At 62.9% G+C, this 16,425-nt stretch carries 17 protein-coding genes; 5 read left to right on the forward strand and 12 right to left on the reverse strand.

Features of this window, described 5'->3' with window-relative positions; translation table 11 throughout:
* Positions 1 to 29: 29 nt before the first annotated feature.
* From YP76_RS20370 to YP76_RS20390, 5 genes are all read right to left on the reverse strand, one after another.
* Complete coding sequence (locus YP76_RS20370) at positions 30 to 626, reverse strand: cytochrome b (RefSeq protein ID WP_046765440.1); 597 nt, start codon at positions 624 to 626, stop codon at positions 30 to 32.
* Positions 623 to 1,711: a catalase family peroxidase gene (locus YP76_RS20375; protein WP_046765553.1), complete on the reverse strand. Its 1,089-nt coding sequence runs from the start codon at positions 1,709 to 1,711 to the stop codon at positions 623 to 625. Before YP76_RS20375 ends, YP76_RS20370 begins: the two co-directional genes overlap by 4 nt.
* An 82-nt stretch (positions 1,712 to 1,793) precedes the next feature.
* On the reverse strand, positions 1,794 to 2,564 hold the full coding sequence (locus YP76_RS20380) for an anti-sigma factor family protein (RefSeq protein WP_046765441.1): 771 nt from the start codon (positions 2,562 to 2,564) through the stop codon (positions 1,794 to 1,796).
* Positions 2,561 to 3,103, reverse strand: coding sequence for a sigma-70 family RNA polymerase sigma factor (locus YP76_RS20385; protein WP_332307428.1), 543 nt, complete (start codon positions 3,101 to 3,103; stop codon positions 2,561 to 2,563). The genes YP76_RS20380 and YP76_RS20385 overlap by 4 nt, the downstream gene beginning before the upstream one ends.
* Positions 3,104 to 3,172: 69 nt before the next feature.
* A complete protein-coding gene (locus tag YP76_RS20390) occupies positions 3,173 to 3,397 on the reverse strand; it encodes a hypothetical protein (RefSeq protein ID WP_046765443.1) in 225 nt (74 codons plus the stop codon).
* Positions 3,398 to 3,769: 372 nt separating this feature from the next.
* Here YP76_RS20390 and YP76_RS29300 point away from each other — a divergent pair, with 372 nt between their 5' ends.
* Positions 3,770 to 3,946, forward strand: coding sequence for a hypothetical protein (locus YP76_RS29300; protein WP_408640455.1), 177 nt, complete (start codon positions 3,770 to 3,772; stop codon positions 3,944 to 3,946).
* A gap of 390 nt (positions 3,947 to 4,336) precedes the next feature.
* On the opposite strand, the gene YP76_RS20395 is transcribed toward YP76_RS29300, so the two are convergent.
* On the reverse strand, positions 4,337 to 5,287 hold the full coding sequence (locus YP76_RS20395) for a LysR substrate-binding domain-containing protein (protein ID WP_046765444.1): 951 nt from the start codon (positions 5,285 to 5,287) through the stop codon (positions 4,337 to 4,339).
* A 153-nt stretch (positions 5,288 to 5,440) separates the two neighbouring features.
* On the opposite strand from YP76_RS20395, the gene YP76_RS26765 reads away from it, so the two are divergent.
* The 4 genes from YP76_RS26765 (at position 5,441) to YP76_RS20415 (ending at position 10,643) form a co-directional block, all read left to right on the forward strand.
* The gene (locus tag YP76_RS26765) at positions 5,441 to 6,289 is read left to right on the forward strand and encodes a metallophosphoesterase family protein (RefSeq protein ID WP_052757524.1); all 849 of its coding nucleotides are present in this window, start codon (positions 5,441 to 5,443) and stop codon (positions 6,287 to 6,289) included.
* A gap of 40 nt (positions 6,290 to 6,329) precedes the next feature.
* Positions 6,330 to 7,568: a spinster family MFS transporter gene (locus YP76_RS20405; RefSeq protein ID WP_198147559.1), complete on the forward strand. Its 1,239-nt coding sequence runs from the start codon at positions 6,330 to 6,332 to the stop codon at positions 7,566 to 7,568.
* 94 nt (positions 7,569 to 7,662) lie between these two features.
* On the forward strand, positions 7,663 to 9,942 hold the full coding sequence (locus YP76_RS20410; RefSeq protein WP_052757525.1) for a TonB-dependent receptor plug domain-containing protein: 2,280 nt from the start codon (positions 7,663 to 7,665) through the stop codon (positions 9,940 to 9,942).
* Positions 9,939 to 10,643, forward strand: a complete 705-nt coding sequence (locus YP76_RS20415; RefSeq protein ID WP_198147560.1) for a tyrosine-protein phosphatase — start codon at positions 9,939 to 9,941, stop codon at positions 10,641 to 10,643. The genes YP76_RS20410 and YP76_RS20415 overlap by 4 nt, the downstream gene beginning before the upstream one ends.
* A gap of 58 nt (positions 10,644 to 10,701) precedes the next feature.
* Here the strand turns inward: YP76_RS20415 and pcaF are convergent, their stop codons facing one another.
* The 6 genes from pcaF to YP76_RS20445 form a co-directional block, all read right to left on the reverse strand.
* On the reverse strand, positions 10,702 to 11,904 hold the full coding sequence (gene pcaF / locus YP76_RS20420; protein ID WP_046765447.1) for a 3-oxoadipyl-CoA thiolase: 1,203 nt from the start codon (positions 11,902 to 11,904) through the stop codon (positions 10,702 to 10,704).
* The gene (locus tag YP76_RS20425) at positions 11,904 to 12,578 is read right to left on the reverse strand and encodes a 3-oxoacid CoA-transferase subunit B (protein WP_046765448.1); all 675 of its coding nucleotides are present in this window, start codon (positions 12,576 to 12,578) and stop codon (positions 11,904 to 11,906) included. Before YP76_RS20425 ends, pcaF begins: the two co-directional genes overlap by 1 nt.
* Complete coding sequence (locus YP76_RS20430; RefSeq protein WP_046765449.1) at positions 12,578 to 13,288, reverse strand: CoA transferase subunit A; 711 nt, start codon at positions 13,286 to 13,288, stop codon at positions 12,578 to 12,580. The genes YP76_RS20425 and YP76_RS20430 overlap by 1 nt, the downstream gene beginning before the upstream one ends.
* Before the next feature lie 58 nt (positions 13,289 to 13,346).
* Entirely contained in the window at positions 13,347 to 14,408 is a 1,062-nt protein-coding gene (locus YP76_RS20435) for a maleylacetate reductase (protein ID WP_046765450.1), read from the reverse strand.
* A gap of 22 nt (positions 14,409 to 14,430) precedes the next feature.
* The gene (locus tag YP76_RS20440; RefSeq protein WP_046765451.1) at positions 14,431 to 15,354 is read right to left on the reverse strand and encodes a LysR family transcriptional regulator; all 924 of its coding nucleotides are present in this window, start codon (positions 15,352 to 15,354) and stop codon (positions 14,431 to 14,433) included.
* Positions 15,355 to 15,505: 151 nt separating this feature from the next.
* Positions 15,506 to 16,405 (reverse strand): SphA family protein, encoded by a 900-nt coding sequence (locus YP76_RS20445; protein WP_084733294.1) that lies wholly within the window; start codon positions 16,403 to 16,405, stop codon positions 15,506 to 15,508.
* Between the last annotated feature and the right edge of the window lie 20 nt (positions 16,406 to 16,425).

A 16,425-nucleotide genomic window follows, 5' to 3' on the forward strand; every position in this document is an offset into this window, starting at 1 on the left:
GGAGGCGCCACTACGGCGCCTCCAGATTCTTATTCGACCGGAGCGGACGGTTCTTCGAGGAGGCCCGGTGCTGCTGGTGCAGGACGAGCCGAGCCAAAGGTCATGCTGCGCAGCACACCATCCTTGCGGATCAGCCCGTGCATGAGCGCTGCCCCGAGATGCGCCAGGATCAGCGCGAAAAAGGCGAGCGCGATGATCGTGTGGAGTCCGCGGAGCGCGAAATAATAGCGCAGATCATGAGGCAGGATCGGTGGAAGCGACAGATCCTTGGTCAGGACGATCGGGAAGCCCCCCGCCGAGAGCATGGCCCATCCGATCAGCGGCATCGCGAGCATCGCGGCATAGAGGAGCAGATGCGATCCCTTGGCCACCGCCTGCTGGGCCTTGGGCAGGTCGGCCGGCAGCGGTGGCGCCCCGGTGGCGAGCCGGATCGCGAGGCGCAGCACGACGAGCACGAACAGAGCGGCGCCGATCGGCCGATGCAGCTGCAGCAACGCCGAATAGGCAGGGCCAACCGTCGACACCATGCCGACCCCGATGAAGAGCATGGCGAGGATGAGCGCGGCCATGGTCCAGTGGATCAGCCGCAGGGGCAGCGCGAAGCGGGTGCGTTCGAGGCGGCTCATTGCATGGGCTCCTTGTTCCGAAGATCCTGGCCGATGGCGCTCGGTCCCGGCGTCTCGCCGGCGCGGCGGCCGAAGGATGTCGAATAGACCTTGGCGCGGACCGCGAGCAGCGGATCGTCCGATAGCCCCATGCCGGCCGGGAGCACGGTGGGATCGAAGTTCACGTCACGACAATTGCCGATCTCCTCAGGGTCCACCTTCGATACCGTGAGGGTGCCGACATCGACCGTCCGGTGCGGCCCGGTCCAGGCCACCGTCGCCTTATCGGTCACGTCACCGGCATTGGCGACGACGACCAGCAGATGCCAGCGCGACGGCCCTTTGGCGGTACGCTCGACCATCTCCTTGAACAGATAATCGCGCGGCAGGCTGTCGAGCTTCGCCTTGTCGAGGCCCGCGACGGCCTTCTCCGGCACCATTTGCCAGCGGACAAACCGTGTCTCGCCGGCGGCGTTGGTGAAGCGAAACGCGTTGATGCTATAATAGGTCGCATTGCCGAAGCTGTTCGGCAGGACCGCCTGCTTGACATAATCCTGGAACGCCTTGGTCTCCGGATGACCCGCGAGATAGGCCTTCATTGCCGCGGGATCGGGCTTGCCCGTCTTCGGATCGGGCGTGCTTGCGCGCTGCAGCTCGACGAAAGACTGGGGGTCGGCCACCGGGAAGATCGGCGTGTGGTTCATGCCCGTGCGCCATTCCTGGTGATCGGGCGTGCGCAGGATCAGTGCCATCGAGTGAAACACATTGCGCCCATCGCCCGCGAGCGGATTACCGCCAGCGAGCGAGAAGCGTCCCATCACCGGATAGCTGCCCTTGACGAAGATGCTCGCCCGACTCAGCGTCGCGCCGGCGCCGTTCGCGGTGAAATCGCCGACCAGGCAAAGGCCCTTGGAATGCGCGCGACGATATCCGGCATGCACGCCGCCTGCATTCTGCTCGAGCGCATTGGCGACATCGCCGCCATCGAGGCGCTTGGGTCCGATCCAGCCTGCCGCCCAGGCGAAACCGCCCACGAGCAGCAAAAGAATAGCGCCGATGATCGCATAAGGACCGGTCGGTCGGAGAGGAGGAGTGTCGTCCATCATCTGCTGTCCAAAATATGATCGATGCGAGATGGACATCCCGCCGAGGGCTTTATTCCCGAGCGCCGCCGAATTTTTCTCTCGATCAGCTCTCCGTGGCCATCTGGTCTCGCGCATGATCGGCGATCGGATGGATCCGCTCGGGCAGCAGAGCGCCCGCGATGCTGTAGCCAAGCCCGTTGCGCGACCAGCTCACCGACCCGATCATGCCCTCCACCTCCTCCGACATCGGCCGGTTCTGATCGATTGTCATCGGCCGCGTCAGCATCACCAAGCGTGTGCCGGTCGGATCCTCGTACATCGTGAGCAGCCCCGCCCCATGCGGCGTCGCGACAAGCCGCCCGCCGAGAAGCCTGAAGCCTAGCGACGACAGGTCGGGGATCGACACCTGTCGATTGAGCCGAGCGCTGCCCCAGGCGATGAGCTTATCGCGGTCCGCTGCCGCGATCTCGACCGGTCGCGCGCGATCGGGCGCATAAACGGCATAGCTATCCGCCGCCTCCCGGGCGAGCGCTGCGATCCCGCGCGCCGGCTGCATCTGGCCATGGAGCGTCCAGCCGCCAGCGCCGCCCACCATCAGCAGCAACGCTGCCGCCACGGCCTGCCAGCTGCTCCCCCATTGTCGGCGCTGTCGCTGCGCGAGATGCTGCACCTGGAGATCTGGCGGGATGGGCTCTTCCGCGATCGGGCCCAGCACGCTGCGCAGCAGATCGCGCTGCCGCCGCAGGTCCTCGATGCGCGCCAGCTCGGCCGGGTACTCGGTGAGCCAGGTGCGCACCTCGGCGTCACGGCGCGCCTCGAGCCGCTCATCGACATGGGCCTGGAGATCGTCTTCGGTAATGGGTCTGCTGGTCACTTCACTCTCCGCAGGTGCGGGACGGCTCTTGATTCGCTTCCATCGAGGATGCGCCGCAGTCGCTCGCGCGCCCGCGACAGGCGCGACATGATCGTGCCGATCGGGACCTGCAGGGTGGCGGCCGCCTCCTCATAAGAGAGATCCTCGACGCTCACGAGCAACAGCACCGCACGCTGATCTTCCGGCAGTTGCGCGATCGCACGGAACACATCCTCCTGATGCAACGCCTGATCCTGCCGTGGCGCCTGCGCGAACGTGCCCTCCTCTACCGCCTCGATCGGCATATGCGGTCCACGACGCCTCTTCTGCTTCAGGCGATTCACGGCGAGATTATGCAGTATCGCGTAGAGCCAGGGCCGCACGGAATCGCCGCGGCGCTGCCCCCATCGGGAGATGGCGTGCTCCAGGCAGTCCTGCACCAGATCGTCTGCCGCGGCCGCGTCGTGCAACAGCGCACGGGCATAGCGACGCAGGCCGGGAACCAGCGGCTGCAGCAGATTAATGAGGTCGTTCAGCGGGCTCTCCTCGAAACAGGGTATCGACTAGACATTCCGGCAGCCATTTTATTCCAGGCATTGAAAATTCGCACGGACCCCGTGTCATCCTGGTTACACGCGGTGCAGCAGTTCGCCCGTGGCGACGACCTCGAAGAGATCCTGCCCTAGAGAACGCACCGCTTCGCCGGTGCTCAGCTCGAGGCGCCTGCTGCCGATCAGGCGACGCGCGCCCCGGGCGGTTTCGACCTCGCCGTGATGTCGCAGATCGAACACCGTCAGCCAGCTTCCGTCTTCTCCAATCACGCGGAACCGCTCCATGATTTCCTGGTCGCTCATGCCGGACGACAGAGTCTCGATCCATCGGATTTGCAATCGGTACGGGCCATATGGGCCTTGCAGGGGACGAGTCAGCGTATCGGAAGCGCTCCGTTCACGCGACCGGTCAATCCCGTAGCCCAGCGAAAACTATGAACACATCTCGCGCTTGCGAGTCGTGTGCTTTGATGACGCACACGCATGGAGCGTGACGTCTTAAAACAGGCGATCGGCATTTTAGCGGAGGTGTCGAGATGAGCTTCCGTTTCGTCTGCGTCCATGCCGATTATCGCGACCGGTATGGCAGTCCAAAGATGCATGCCGCACTCCGCGCTGTAGGCGGGATGGCAAGCCGTGGTCGATCTCGCAATCCGCAAGATCGTCGGCTGGACAATGCATGCGCACAGAGCAACTGCTGTCAGCCTTCATGATAGCTGCACAGCGGCAACGACTGGCCAAGGCCTCGTCTGTCATTCCGATCGCGGAAGCCAATACGCGGCCGAGGCGTATGCCAGACAACTCACCGCAATGAAGGCGACGCCATCGATGAGCCGCACTGCGTGCTGTTAGGATAATGTCCCGATGGACAGCTTCTTCCACAGTCTCAAGGTCGAGCTTGCCTACCAGCGCAAAGGCCAACGCATGAAGCGACGCAACGGGACCTGTCGCCTATATCAAAGGCTATTATAGCCGCAGGCTGATCCATTCGGTTCTCGGATACAGAACCCCAGAACAGGCCGAACGGCGAATAGCCTAAACCCGTATCACCAAATCGGAGAACTATCATTGGCAAGCCATATCGCCGATCCAGACCTGCGATACGGCCTTCTGTTCAACAAGACGGCCGGTTGATCAGCCTGTCGCCGGGCAATCTTTCGGCCTTGCGCCGCGGGAATTAAGTTCTCGCTGAGCGATTGTGACCTTCAATACCCTGAACTGTCCTGACGGCGGATCACTTGATCAATTCGCAATTGTAGGCGCAATCGGCTTCGTGCAACGGGCAGCCCAAGTGTCGAACTCCCTGACGCTCCCCTGCGCTTCGCGTCTCAGCCAAGCCAGAAACTGCCGCACGGGCTTCCGGCACTGGATGTCCGCCCTTGAGAAGAAGATGCGGTATTCCGCGCCAATCGGTAGTGGCATCGCCATTAAAGGGGTCAGCCGACCTTCCTGGATGAACCGGTCCGACAGAAGCGGAACCACCAGTGCCAGGCCCGCCCCGCTCGCCGCGGCTTCATAGGCGAGGTGAATCGTATCATAGTGCGAGGTGCGCTGTGGCGGCGGCCCATGATGGCCGATTGCGTCCAGCCATCCCTTCCAGAAGTGCTCGGGCGCCTTGGTTGCTACCGCACGATATTCCGAGAGGCGCTCAAGCGAAGCCGGTGCCGCCAGATCGATTTCGTGCTGAGCAGCACATGCCGGCACGGCAACAAGTTCGATCAATTGTTCGCTGGTCAAAGCGTTGTCGCGCATATCGCCCCAGATCGCGAGGTCGACAGCGCCCGAACGCAGCGCCTCTGGATTGCGGCCAATGGACAACTCAATCTCGATGTCCAACTCCCGCTTGAGTGCGGGGAGGCGGGCGACCAGCCAGCCGACCGCGAAGGAATGCGATGTCACGAGGCGCAGCACGCGACTCTCGGTATCCTCCCGCAGCCGCAATGTGGCGACCCGGATTTGTTCGATCGCAGGAGCGATCCTCGAATAATACAGCATACCAGCCTCGGTCAGCCTGGAGCTGATACCGGATCGATCGAAGAGCGCCGTGCCGAGAAAGGTCTCGAGAGATTGGATGCGCCTCGAGAAAGCAGATGGACTGAGGGCAATTTCGTCCGCCGCCGCTCGAAAAGACTGAGCGCGCGCTGCCACGAGGAACGCCTCGATGGCCTCAAGCGGTGGGGCTTGTTGACGCATTGCACATCTCCGAACGAACTCACGTCCGAATGTATCGCGCAATTGTCACACTTTCAGGTCAGCGACCCGGTAGGGGCGTTGTTCGACACGCAACACCCCTTGCAAATCCTGTGATTCCGCATGGGTGCGTAGATGAGGCACTAGTGAGCGACCATGCGAATTGCGCTCATTTCCGACACTCATCTCACGCCCCTAGCGCCGGCCTTCGACGGCAATCTTGCTGCAGCGAGGCGCTGGATTGCCGGTCATCAGGTCGACCTGACCATCCATCTCGGCGATGTCACCGCCGACGCGGTGCGGCGACCGGACGAAATCGCGCATGCGGTCCAGAGGATCGCCGCGTGGCCGACCGAAATGCATTTGCTGGCGGGCAATCACGACATCGGTGACAATCCAGGCGCGCATGGGGAGGCCGTTGCCGTACCCGCCTCGATCGAGCGTTTCGCCGAGGCCGCCGGACCTGGCCACTGGTCGATACGGAAAGGCATCTGGACCCTGATCGGGATCGATGCGCAACTACTGGGGCGCGGCGATGCGATCGAAGCAGCGCAATGGGAATGGCTCGAGGAGGCGATCAAGCGGGTCGCCGGACCAACCGGTCTGTTTCTACACAAGCCGCTGTTCCGCGATGGCAGACAGGATCGCAGCACGCACCATCGCTATATCGCCGTCGATGCGAGGGAGCGCTTGTTGGACTCCCTGGAGAGCATCGAGTTGCGTTTCGTGGCCTCGGGCCACACCCACCAGTCGCGCAGCTTGCATATCGACGGGGTAGAGCATCGCTGGATACCCTCAACAGCTTTCGTTCTGCCCGATGCGGCGCAAGAGCGCATTGGCCTGAAAGAAGTGGGCATGACCTTGCTGACGTTGGAAAGCGGATTCCATCGCTTTGAGACCTTTTGCCCGGAGGGCATGGTCCAGCACGATCTGGCCGATCATCCCGACGCCTATCCGGACCATGCGGCGCGGCTACGCGAGATCGCAAATGCACGCGACACCTGAACGATCTGGCGCCCGCAGCCTGATCGGCCTCACCGCGCTGATGGTCGCCTATGTGCTGGCGTTCGTCGACCGTCAGATCCTCAATCTGCTCGTGGAGCCGATCAAACGCGATCTGCATCTGAGCGATGTCGGTATCAGCCTGCTGCAGGGGCTATCGTTCGCGTTGTTCCTGTCGATCGGCGGGTTGCCAATCGGTCGGCTGGTCGACACCCGTTCGCGCACGCGACTGCTCGGTCTCGGAATAGGATTCTGGAGCCTTGCGACCGCCGGCTGCGGCCTGGCGAGCAGCTATATCATGTTGCTCGCCTGCCGCATCGGCGTGGGCGTCGGCGAGGCCACGATGACGCCATCCGCTTATTCGCTGATCGGCGACTGGTTCAGCGCGCGAAGGCAGGGCCTGGCCATGGGCATCTACAGCCTTGGCGTCTATCTCGGCTCAGGCCTTGCGTTGGTAGCAGGCGGCCTGGTCATGAAGCATGTTCCGCAAACCGTCACGGTACCGTCACTCGGTGCGATGCACGGCTGGCAACTCGCCTTCCTCGCGGTTGGTTTGCCGGGGCTCCTCGTGGCGCTCTGGGTAATGCTGCTGCGTGAACCGGCGCGAAGTGGTCCTGCACCCGAGGCACCGTCCTGGAACGAAGTGCGTGGCTGGTTTGCCGCACGTGCGCTGCCGCTCGCACTGGTAAATGCCTCGGTCGCCTGCTCAGCGATGGCGATGTATGGATTGTCCGCCTGGTTGCCCGCCTTCCTGCAACGCCATTATGGCATGGCACCCACTGAAAGCGGTCCGCAGCTCGGCCTTATCGTGATGATCGCAGGCTCGCTCGGCACGCTGTCGGCGGGACTTTGCGGCGACCGGATGGCAGCCGTTCGCGCCGAAGGCCGGCTGATGCAACTCGGGGTCGCGGCCGCGCTCGCAATGCCTTGTGCAGCAGCCCTCCCGTTCGCCTCCAAGGCACAAGGCTCGCTGCTGCTGGCCATTCCCTTGGTCTTCCTTCTGACATTCGCCATCGGCTCGGGTCCGGCGACGTTGCAGCAGGTCACGCCGCCGCGCATGCGCGGCCTGCAACATGCGCTGGCGGTGTTCGCCGTAACTCTTGTCGGGCTCGGTATCGGACCCACAGCGGTCGCGCTGACGACCGATCATATCCTCCATGACGAGGCTCGTCTCGGCGAATCGCTAGCGATCGTCATTCCCCTTGCACTTGGCATGTCCGCGCTCGCAGCGGCCGCGGCTTTCAAACCCTATCGCGTGCTCGTCTCTCGAGGCGTTGCATGACGCACAACACCCATTCGAAGTTCTGCGTTACCGCCCTCTCTTCGTCCCCCGATAGAGCATGTCTAGCTCAATTAGCCGGGGGGCACGCGCGCCAATGCCTAGATCGATCCAGATAGTTCTGCTTGCCACTGTCGCGCTGACGACACGCCCGGCGTTTGCGCAGGATGCCGTTAGCGACGAGGATATGATCGTCGTGACCGGGACGCGAAGCGAGGGGCGGGCCGTTACCGACTCACCGGCCCCGATCGATGTCTATTCGGGCGAAGATCTCGCGGCACGAGGACTGATGGACCTGCCGCGCGCGCTCCAGTTCGTCGCGCCTTCGTTCAACTATCCGCGATCGGCTACCGGACCGTCAGCCGCCAACACTCGCGCGGCGACACTTCGCGGCCTGTCGCCCGACCAGGTGCTGGTGCTGGTCAACGGCAAGCGCTGGCACGGTTCGTCCGTCATCAATTTCAACAACGTGGTTGGGCGAGGGGCCGTGCCGGTCGACCTTGCGACCATCCCGATGGCTGCGATCGAGCGCATCGAGGTGCTGCGCGACGGCGCTGCGGCGCAATATGGATCGGACGCGATCGCTGGCGTCATCAACATCGTGCTGAAAACGGCGGATCATGGTGGCTTCGTATCAGTCCAATCGGGCATCACCGGCGCCGGTGATGGCGCCGCCTATATCGGAACGCTCAATCAGGGCCTTAGCCTGGGTGGAAGAGGATCGCTGAACATCACCGCGGAAATCCGATCACACGAGCCTACCAATCGCACCGCGATCGACAGCCGTTATGGCCGCCTGACCGGCGAACAAGGCGATCCGAAATCCCTCGATATCAACACGGCATGGAATGCCCGATACGATCTTGGCGGGGCTGAACTCTATGGCGATCTCATCTATGCGCATCGTCGCTCGACCAGCCCAGCACAATTCCGTGCGCCTGGCACCTCAGTTCTCTATCCGCAAGGCTTCGTGCCCCATATCCGCCTCACCATGGACGATGTCGGTGGTTCGATCGGATTGCGGGGGGATGTCAGCGGCTGGCGCTGGGACTTGAGCGATACCATCGGCTACAATGCGGCTGACTTTCAAGTCAGGGACAGCGCCAACAGCTCCCTGGGCGCGGCGAGCCCTTCGCGCTTCGATGCGGGCGGCGCACGCTATTTTCAGAATGTCGCCAATCTGACGTTAAGCCGCCCGCTCACGGTCCTGGCCGGTGGGAATATCGCGGTGGGCGCCGAGCATCGCCACGAGCATTATTCGATCCGTTCTGGCGAATCCGCTTCCTTCGCTGGCGCGGGAGCCCAGGGCTTTCCCGGCTTCAATCCGGCCACGCCGGTCAGCATCTCCCGGAACGCGGTGAGCGCTTTCCTCGATGGCGAAATCAAGCCTTTCGACGCCGTGAGCCTCGGTGGCGCCGTCCGCTATGAACATTACAGCGATTTCGGCAGCGCCGTGACCGGCAAGATCAGCGCCCTCGTGCGACCCGCGTCGTTCATCGCCTTTCGGGCGAGTGCCTCAACGGGGTTCCGCGCGCCGTCTCTCCAGCAAACCGGTTTCAGCACCGTCACCAGCCAGTCGAGTGGTGGCACGCTAGTCAATATCGGAACTTTCGCGGTGAATGATCCGGTGTCGCGAGCGCTCGGCGCCGAGCCGCTCAAGCGCGAGAAATCGCGCAGCCTGAGCGTCGGCGTCGTACTCACGCCGGGTCATGGCTTCACACTGACTGCAGACGTTTTCCATATCGAGATCGACGATCGCATCGCGCTCAGCGATACCTTGTCTGGTGCGGCCGTGAGCACCGTTCTCAAGCAAGCGGGCATCACCAATGCCAGCCAGGTCCGCTTCTTCACGAACGCCCTCGACACGACCACGACCGGTTTCGAAGCCGTGGCGCACTGGCGTGGACGTCTGACCGAGAATGTCCGCGCCAACCTTGACCTCGGATATGCGCGTGCCACAAGCGATGTCGATCAGCTGACCCAGAACCCGGCGCTCCCAGCGCTTCCGCTTCTTGGTAAGATGGCGCTTGACCTCCTGACGACCGCCCAGCCGCGAGACAAAATCACCGCCGCGGGCAGGATCGAGGCCGGCCCCGTCACGCTCAATGCAGACCTGACCCGGTTCGGGGAATTCAAAGCCGTCTCCCTCCTCGCAGAGCAGGTATTTTCGCCGGTGACCACTCTCGACCTGACGGCGGATATCCGCATCGGGCAGCAGATGACGTTCGGATTCGGGGTGTTGAACCTCACCAATGCCTATCCCGACAAGATCGTCGATCGTGCGATCAGCCAGGGCGGCAGCATCCAATATCCCGAGGTCGGCGGCATCGGCACGAACGGCCGCGAGTTCTTCGCGCGTGCGATCATCGCGTGGTGAGTCTGGAAGGAGTCGCGAATTTCCGGCGTGTGGAGGGTATATTCGCCAATCGCCTCTATCGGTCTGGTCATCTCCATGGCGCTACGGGTAAGGATGTCGAAGCGCTTCGGGACATCGGTTTCGGATTGATCGTGGACCTGCGCCGCCCGAGGGAACGCGCCGCCGCTCCCGCACCGGATCTCGGTATCGATACCATCGCCAGCGATCTCGCAGAACACACGACCTCACCCCATGTCGGCTTTCTCGAAGCGGGAGATCTTCGCCCTGAAGCCGTGCAAGCCTATCTGCTTGGCTATTATCAGGCGGCGCCGTTCACGGCCCACTTCAAGCCGCTTGTGGCTGGCCTTCTCGACGCGCTGGGGCAGGGCGAAAGGCCTGTGCTCGTCCACTGTACCGCAGGCAAGGATCGTACTGGGCTCGCCGTTGCGATCGCCCAGAGCATCGCGGGCGCGTCCCGTCAGTCGGTGCTGGTGGAATTCATGCGCAGCAACAAGAGGCTCGTCGATCCCCAGTTTCGTGAGCAAGCCCGCGCGCAAATTCTGTCGATCTGCGGACGCGGCCCAACCGATGCGCTCATCGAAGCCTTTGCCGGTGTCCAGGCAGGTCCCCTCGAAGCAGCCCTCGATGCGATACACTGCGCGGGAGGAATGAATGCCTATGTTGCCGGTTTGCGATCGCTCAATCGAGACGCAGCGAGATAGCTGATCAGCGGCCCGGACGCGGGCAGGATGCTGGGCCGCCCGCGAATCCACCGGCCGATCAAACGCGTTCGATCAGCAGCGCTATGCCTTGACCCACACCAATGCACATGAAAGCCATGGCATAGCGGCCGCCGGTGCGATGCAGTTCCTCGGCAGCGCTGAGCGCGATGCGCGCGCCCGACATGCCGAGTGGATGACCAAGCGCAATGGCGCCGCCGTTGCGGTTGACGCGCTCGTCGTCGGGCTGGAGGTCGAGATCGCGCAGCACCGCGATGGCCTGGCTGGCAAAGGCCTCGTTCAGCTCGATCACGTCGAGTTGGTCGATGGAGAGCCCACCAAGCATGAGCAGCTTGCGGGCTGCCAGCACCGGACCGATGCCCATCACGCGCGGCGCGACGCCCGCAGCAGCCATGGCGACAATACGCGCGCGCGGCGTGAGGCCATTCGCCTTTGCCGCTTCCTCGGACGCTATCAGCATCGCCGCCGCGCCGTCATTGATGCCGGACGCATTGCCGGCCGTCACCGTGCCGTCCGGGCTGACCACCGGCTTGAGCTTCGCCAGGCCTTCCAGTGTCGTGGCACGAGGATGCTCGTCCTGCGCGAATATCACAGGCTCCCCCTTTTTCTGAGGGATGGTGACGGGCACGATCTCTGCGGCGAGCCGGCCATTTTCCTGCGCGGCGGCCGCCTTCCGCTGGCTGGCGAGCGCGAATGCGTCTTGATCCGCACGGGAGACGCCCCATTCCTGGGCGACATTCTCGCCCGTCTCCGGCATCGAATCGACGCCATAGGCGGCTTTCATCGCCGGATTGATGAAGCGCCAGCCGATCGACGTGTCCTCGATTTTCTGCCCACGCGAGAAAGCGGTCTCGGCCTTGCCCATCACATAGGGCGCACGACTCATGCTTTCGACGCCGCCGGCGATCATGAGCTGGGCGTCGCCCGCTCGGATCGCGCGCGCGGCCAACCCCACCGCGTCGAGCCCAGAGCCGCACAGCCGGTTCACAGTGGAGGCGGATACTTCCTTGGGCAGGCCCGCGAGTAGGGTCGCCATTCGCGCGACGTTGCGATTGTCCTCACCTGCCTGGTTGGCGCAGCCGAGGATCACATCGTCTACGGCCTGCCAGTCTACTTTCGAGTTGCGCTCGGCCAGCGCCCTGATCGGGATCGCGGCGAGATCGTCGGCGCGGACGGTAGCAAGCGCGCCGCCGAAGCGGCCGATCGGCGTGCGAATCGCATCGCAGATGAAAGCGTCCGCCATCACGCGGTCTCCTTCTCGAAGGCGCTGGTGTCGATATCGGCACCGGTCTTTTCCCTCACCTCGTCCACGGTGACGCCCGGCGCCAGTTCGACCAGGGAGAGTCCGCCTGCCTTTCTGTCGCAGGCGATCACGGCGAGGTCTGAGATGATGAGATCGACCACGCCCTTGCCGGTGAGCGGCAGCGTGCAGCGCTCCAGGATCTTGGGCTCGTCCGCCTTGTTGGTGTGGTCCATCACCACCACGACGCGCTTGACGCCGGCGACGAGATCCATCGCGCCGCCCATGCCCTTCACCATCTTGCCGGGGATGGTCCAGTTGGCGAGGTCGCCTTGCGCCGACACCTCCATCGCGCCGAGCACCGCCATGTCGATATGGCCGCCGCGGATCATGGCGAAGCTGTCGGCCGAGGAGAAGAAGCTCGAGGTGGGCAGCGTGGTGATGGTCTGCTTGCCGGCGTTGATGAGGTCCGGATCAGCCTCGCCCTCATAGGGGAAGGGCCCCATGCCGAGCATCCCGTTCTCCGATTGCAACGTCACGTCCAGCCCTTCCGGGATGTAGTTCGCGACCAGCGTCGGGATGCCGATGCCGAGGTTCACGTAGAAGCCGTCGCGAAGCTCGCTCGCGGCACGCGCCGCCATCTCGTCGCGCGTCCAGCCTTTGCTTTCCTGGGTCATTATGCCGCCTCCCTCGCGCGCGTCGTGAGCTTCTCGATCCGCTTTTCGTTGATCGTGCTCTTGACGATGCGGTCGACATAGATGCCGGGCGTGTGGATGCAGTCGGGATCGAAAGTGCCCGCCTCGACGATCTCCTCCACCTCGACCACCGTCACTCTACCGGCGGTCGCCATGTTCGGATTGAAGTTGCGCGCGGTCTTGCGGAACATGAGGTTGCCGGCCGGATCGGCCTTCCACGCCTTGATGATGGCGAGATCGGCGCGCAACCAGGTCTCGCGGACATATTCCTCGCCCTCGAAGATTTCGGTCGGCTTGCCGTCAGCAACGATGGTGCCGACGCCGGTGCGGGTGAAGAAGGCCGGGATACCCGCGCCCCCGGCCCGGATACGCTCGGCCAGCGTGCCCTGCGGGTTCAGCTCCAGCTCCAGCTCACCCGAGAGATATTGCTGCTCGAACAGCTTGTTCTCGCCCACATAGGAAGAGATCATTTTCCTGATCTGCCGGCTTTCCAGCAGCATCCACAGGCCAAAGCCGTCCGCGCCGGCATTGTTCGAAATGACGGTGAGGTCCTTCACCCCGGCCGTGCGGATCTCGGGAATCAGGCTTTCCGGATTGCCGCTGAGGCCGAAGCCGCCCGACATGAGCGTCATGCCGTCAAACAGCAGGCCGTCCAGCGCGGCCGCTGGATCAGAGTAGAGCTTATTTGCCATTTTTCACTTCTCTTCGATCAAAATCAAATGTTGCCGTGCGGTGGTGAGTTGGACCTGTTCAGGCCGGGCATTCGCCCGCCCATGCCGCCGCGATAAGGTCACGCAGCGCGTCGCGTTCGAGCGGGCGGGGGTTCCAGTAGGGATTTTGCAAGGCGAGGTCGGTCGCGCGCTCGATGCCATCCTCCGGCATTCCGAGATCGCGCAGGGCCATGGTCGCGCCGAGGTCGGCTGCCAGATTGAAAAGGCTCCGAGACGGGTTGTCGGTGCCCAGAGCGCGGGAGAGGCGGGACATCGCCTCGGGGGCATCGGGGGCGTTGTAGCGCAGTGCGTGAGGGAGCAATGCCGTATGGGTTTCGGCGTGAGGTAGGTCGAACGAGCCCCCGAGTGTGTGGCAGAGCTTGTGGTGCAGCGCCATGCCGACCGAACCGAGACAGATGCCGCACAACCACGCGCCGTAGAGGGCCTCTGATCGGGCCCCAAGATCCGTCGGATGCGCACGCAGGGCGGGGAGGGCCCGCCAAAGCGCCGCGATGCCTTCTTCCGCGAGCAGCGAGATGATCGGGTTGCGCTCCTTCGCGTAGAGTGCCTCGGCCGCGTGCGCGATGGCGTTCATGCCCGACGTGACCGTCAGGTCGAAGGGGAGGTTGAGCGTCAGGTCAACATCGTAGATCACCACCTCCGGCAGCACCTTCGGACTCGACTGAGTCGTCTTGGCCCCATTTTGGGTTTCACCCAGGATCGGCGTCATTTCGGAGCCGGCATAGGTGGTCGGTACGACGATCTGCGGCAGATCTGTTCGCAGGGCGATCGCCTTGGCAAGGCCCGTGGTGGAGCCACCGCCGACCGCGACCAGCCCGTCGATCCCGCGATTTTGAACTTCGCGAAGCGCGCGATCGGTCACCTCCACCGGCGTGTGCATGGTCGCGTCGGCGAAGACGCCTGCGGCACGGGTACCGATCATGCGCGAAAGATCCTCGGCGACCCCGCGTTGATGCGGCGTGGCGAGCACAAGCGCCCGCTCGATCCCAAGCCGTTCGACCTCCTCCGGCAAACGGTCCAGGGTGCCGGTGCCGAAAAGCACTCGGCCGGGATGCGCATTGTAGACGAAGTTGTCGATCATCTTGTGCTCCGGATTTTCAGAATCATGAGGACCACGCCCGCAGTTCCTTCTGCAGCATGACAGCGAGATCCTTTTGCCAGCCAGCGCGTAGATCGAGCCGGCTCACCATCCACAATTCGCTCGCGGCCGCCGGGCTTGCGGTGGGCAATGCCTCCAGTTCCGGCACATTCTTCGCGTACCAGGTTGGGAGGACGGCGACACCGTGGCCCAATTGGCAAAGGCGGGTCAGGACGGAGAAATTGTCCGAAGACATGACGACTTCGCCGCGCACGCCGAGCATCTCGGAGGATAGCTCCGCATAGGGGAATTCGTGATCGAGCTGGGAAAACTGGGTGTTGATCGCGAGCAACTGGTGCCTTGCGAACTCTGGTTCCCGGCGAGCGCCGTTGTCGCGGTCAAGATAGTCCCGGCTGGCATAGGCATTGACCGGCACGTCGCCGAGTTTGCGGATTCGAAGCGCGCTGCCGTTCCGGATCGGACGCGCTAGCCGGATCGCGATGTCGACGCGCTCCTGCTCGAGATCCACGAAATAGCCTTCGGTCGTGATGTTGAGCTGGATCTGCGGGTAGCGCTCGCGAAACTCGACGAATACCGGGCAGAAGAGATTGGCGAAGGATTCGAGCACCGAGATCCGGATCACGCCTCCATCGAAGCCAGGATCTTTCGAGAAACTCCGGGCCGCTTCCTCCATCCGGATCGCTGCGTCGAGCAGCGGCTGAAGGTCGGGCGCAACCTGCCAGTTCCCGCCGTCACGGACGAAAAGCGCTCGCCCCAGCCTCTGCTCGAGCGCGCGAATGCGCCGGCGAAGCGTCGAGTCATCGACTCGTTCCTTCTCTGCGGCGGTCTCATAGTCGCCATAGCGGTTGAGCAGCAGGAAAGCGCGGATCAGATCCCATGGCGGCGCATCGCCCAGGTCTGATCCGATGGTCGCATTCAATTTCGTCATCTTTCCTCTCCCGACGGGGCAGGAGGCGAGTGTGCATCGGTCCGGCCACGGGTCGCCATGTTTTCCGCGGCTTTCATGGCAGCACCTCTCAGCGCCGCCATGGGCACGCTCCGATGCGATCGTCTCGTGGTGAACAGGGAGAGGGCGAGGATCATCGTTTCAGCGGGATCATTAGCTGGAGCCAGAACTTGTCGCCTTCGGGCCGGTTTTCAGTTCCGAACTCATGCTGCCATTTGAGGCCGAACGCGGCGCGGGAAGTGCCGTAGGCAATCTGTGGGCCAATTCCGAACCCGCGTTGTCGATTGCCGTCGGGGAGTCGGACACCATTGAGCTTGTCATCGGTCAGCTGGGTTACGACATAGCCCCCGACACCAGCGGAGAAGCCCGGAACCTTGTCCAAAACCTTATAGTTGATTCCCCAGTCGGAGTAGAACAGGTTTCCGGATGTGTAATCGCTGCTTTTGAGCTTCGAGTGCAGCTCAACGCCCACGGCGGCCGATAATTCGAGCTTCGGCGTTGGGAACCATGTCATGTAGGCGGTCGGATTGAACGAATGATAATTATATGAAACTTTGTTATTGTTGGGAAAGTAGACGTCGACGCCGGCATATCCCATGAACTTCTTGTCTGGGCTCGTATAAGCCAGATAGATCGGCTGGATTTCCACATAGGCGAGACCTAGGTCGCGATCTCTGCCCAGCGGTGTCCGTATCGTTTGGTGAACGACTGGCAAAACAATGCCCGACATGACCTCGAATGGCCCAATCTGCGCATCCCATTTGTGAACGACGCGCATCGCGTTGACCACGACGTCCGCCTTGAAATCCGGGACAGCATCGTTCCCGTTTCTGTCGGTGAACTTTCCGGCATTATAATATGCCAGATAGTCCTGAAACCAGGTGTCCCCCTTCTCGGGCATTGCGCCAGCCATAATGGTATTCACACCGAGCGGGTACGCAACGGATCCGTCCTCACTCGCAAAGGCGGCAGTTGGAACGGTAGCGCTCGCTAAGAGCCCAAAAGTGACACTGATATTTCTTAGTTTTTTCATTATCCCCTCCTTTTTTGTAA

The sequence above is a fragment of the Sphingobium chungbukense genome (assembly GCF_001005725.1).
Classification (GTDB): Bacteria; Pseudomonadota; Alphaproteobacteria; order Sphingomonadales; family Sphingomonadaceae; genus Sphingobium; species Sphingobium chungbukense.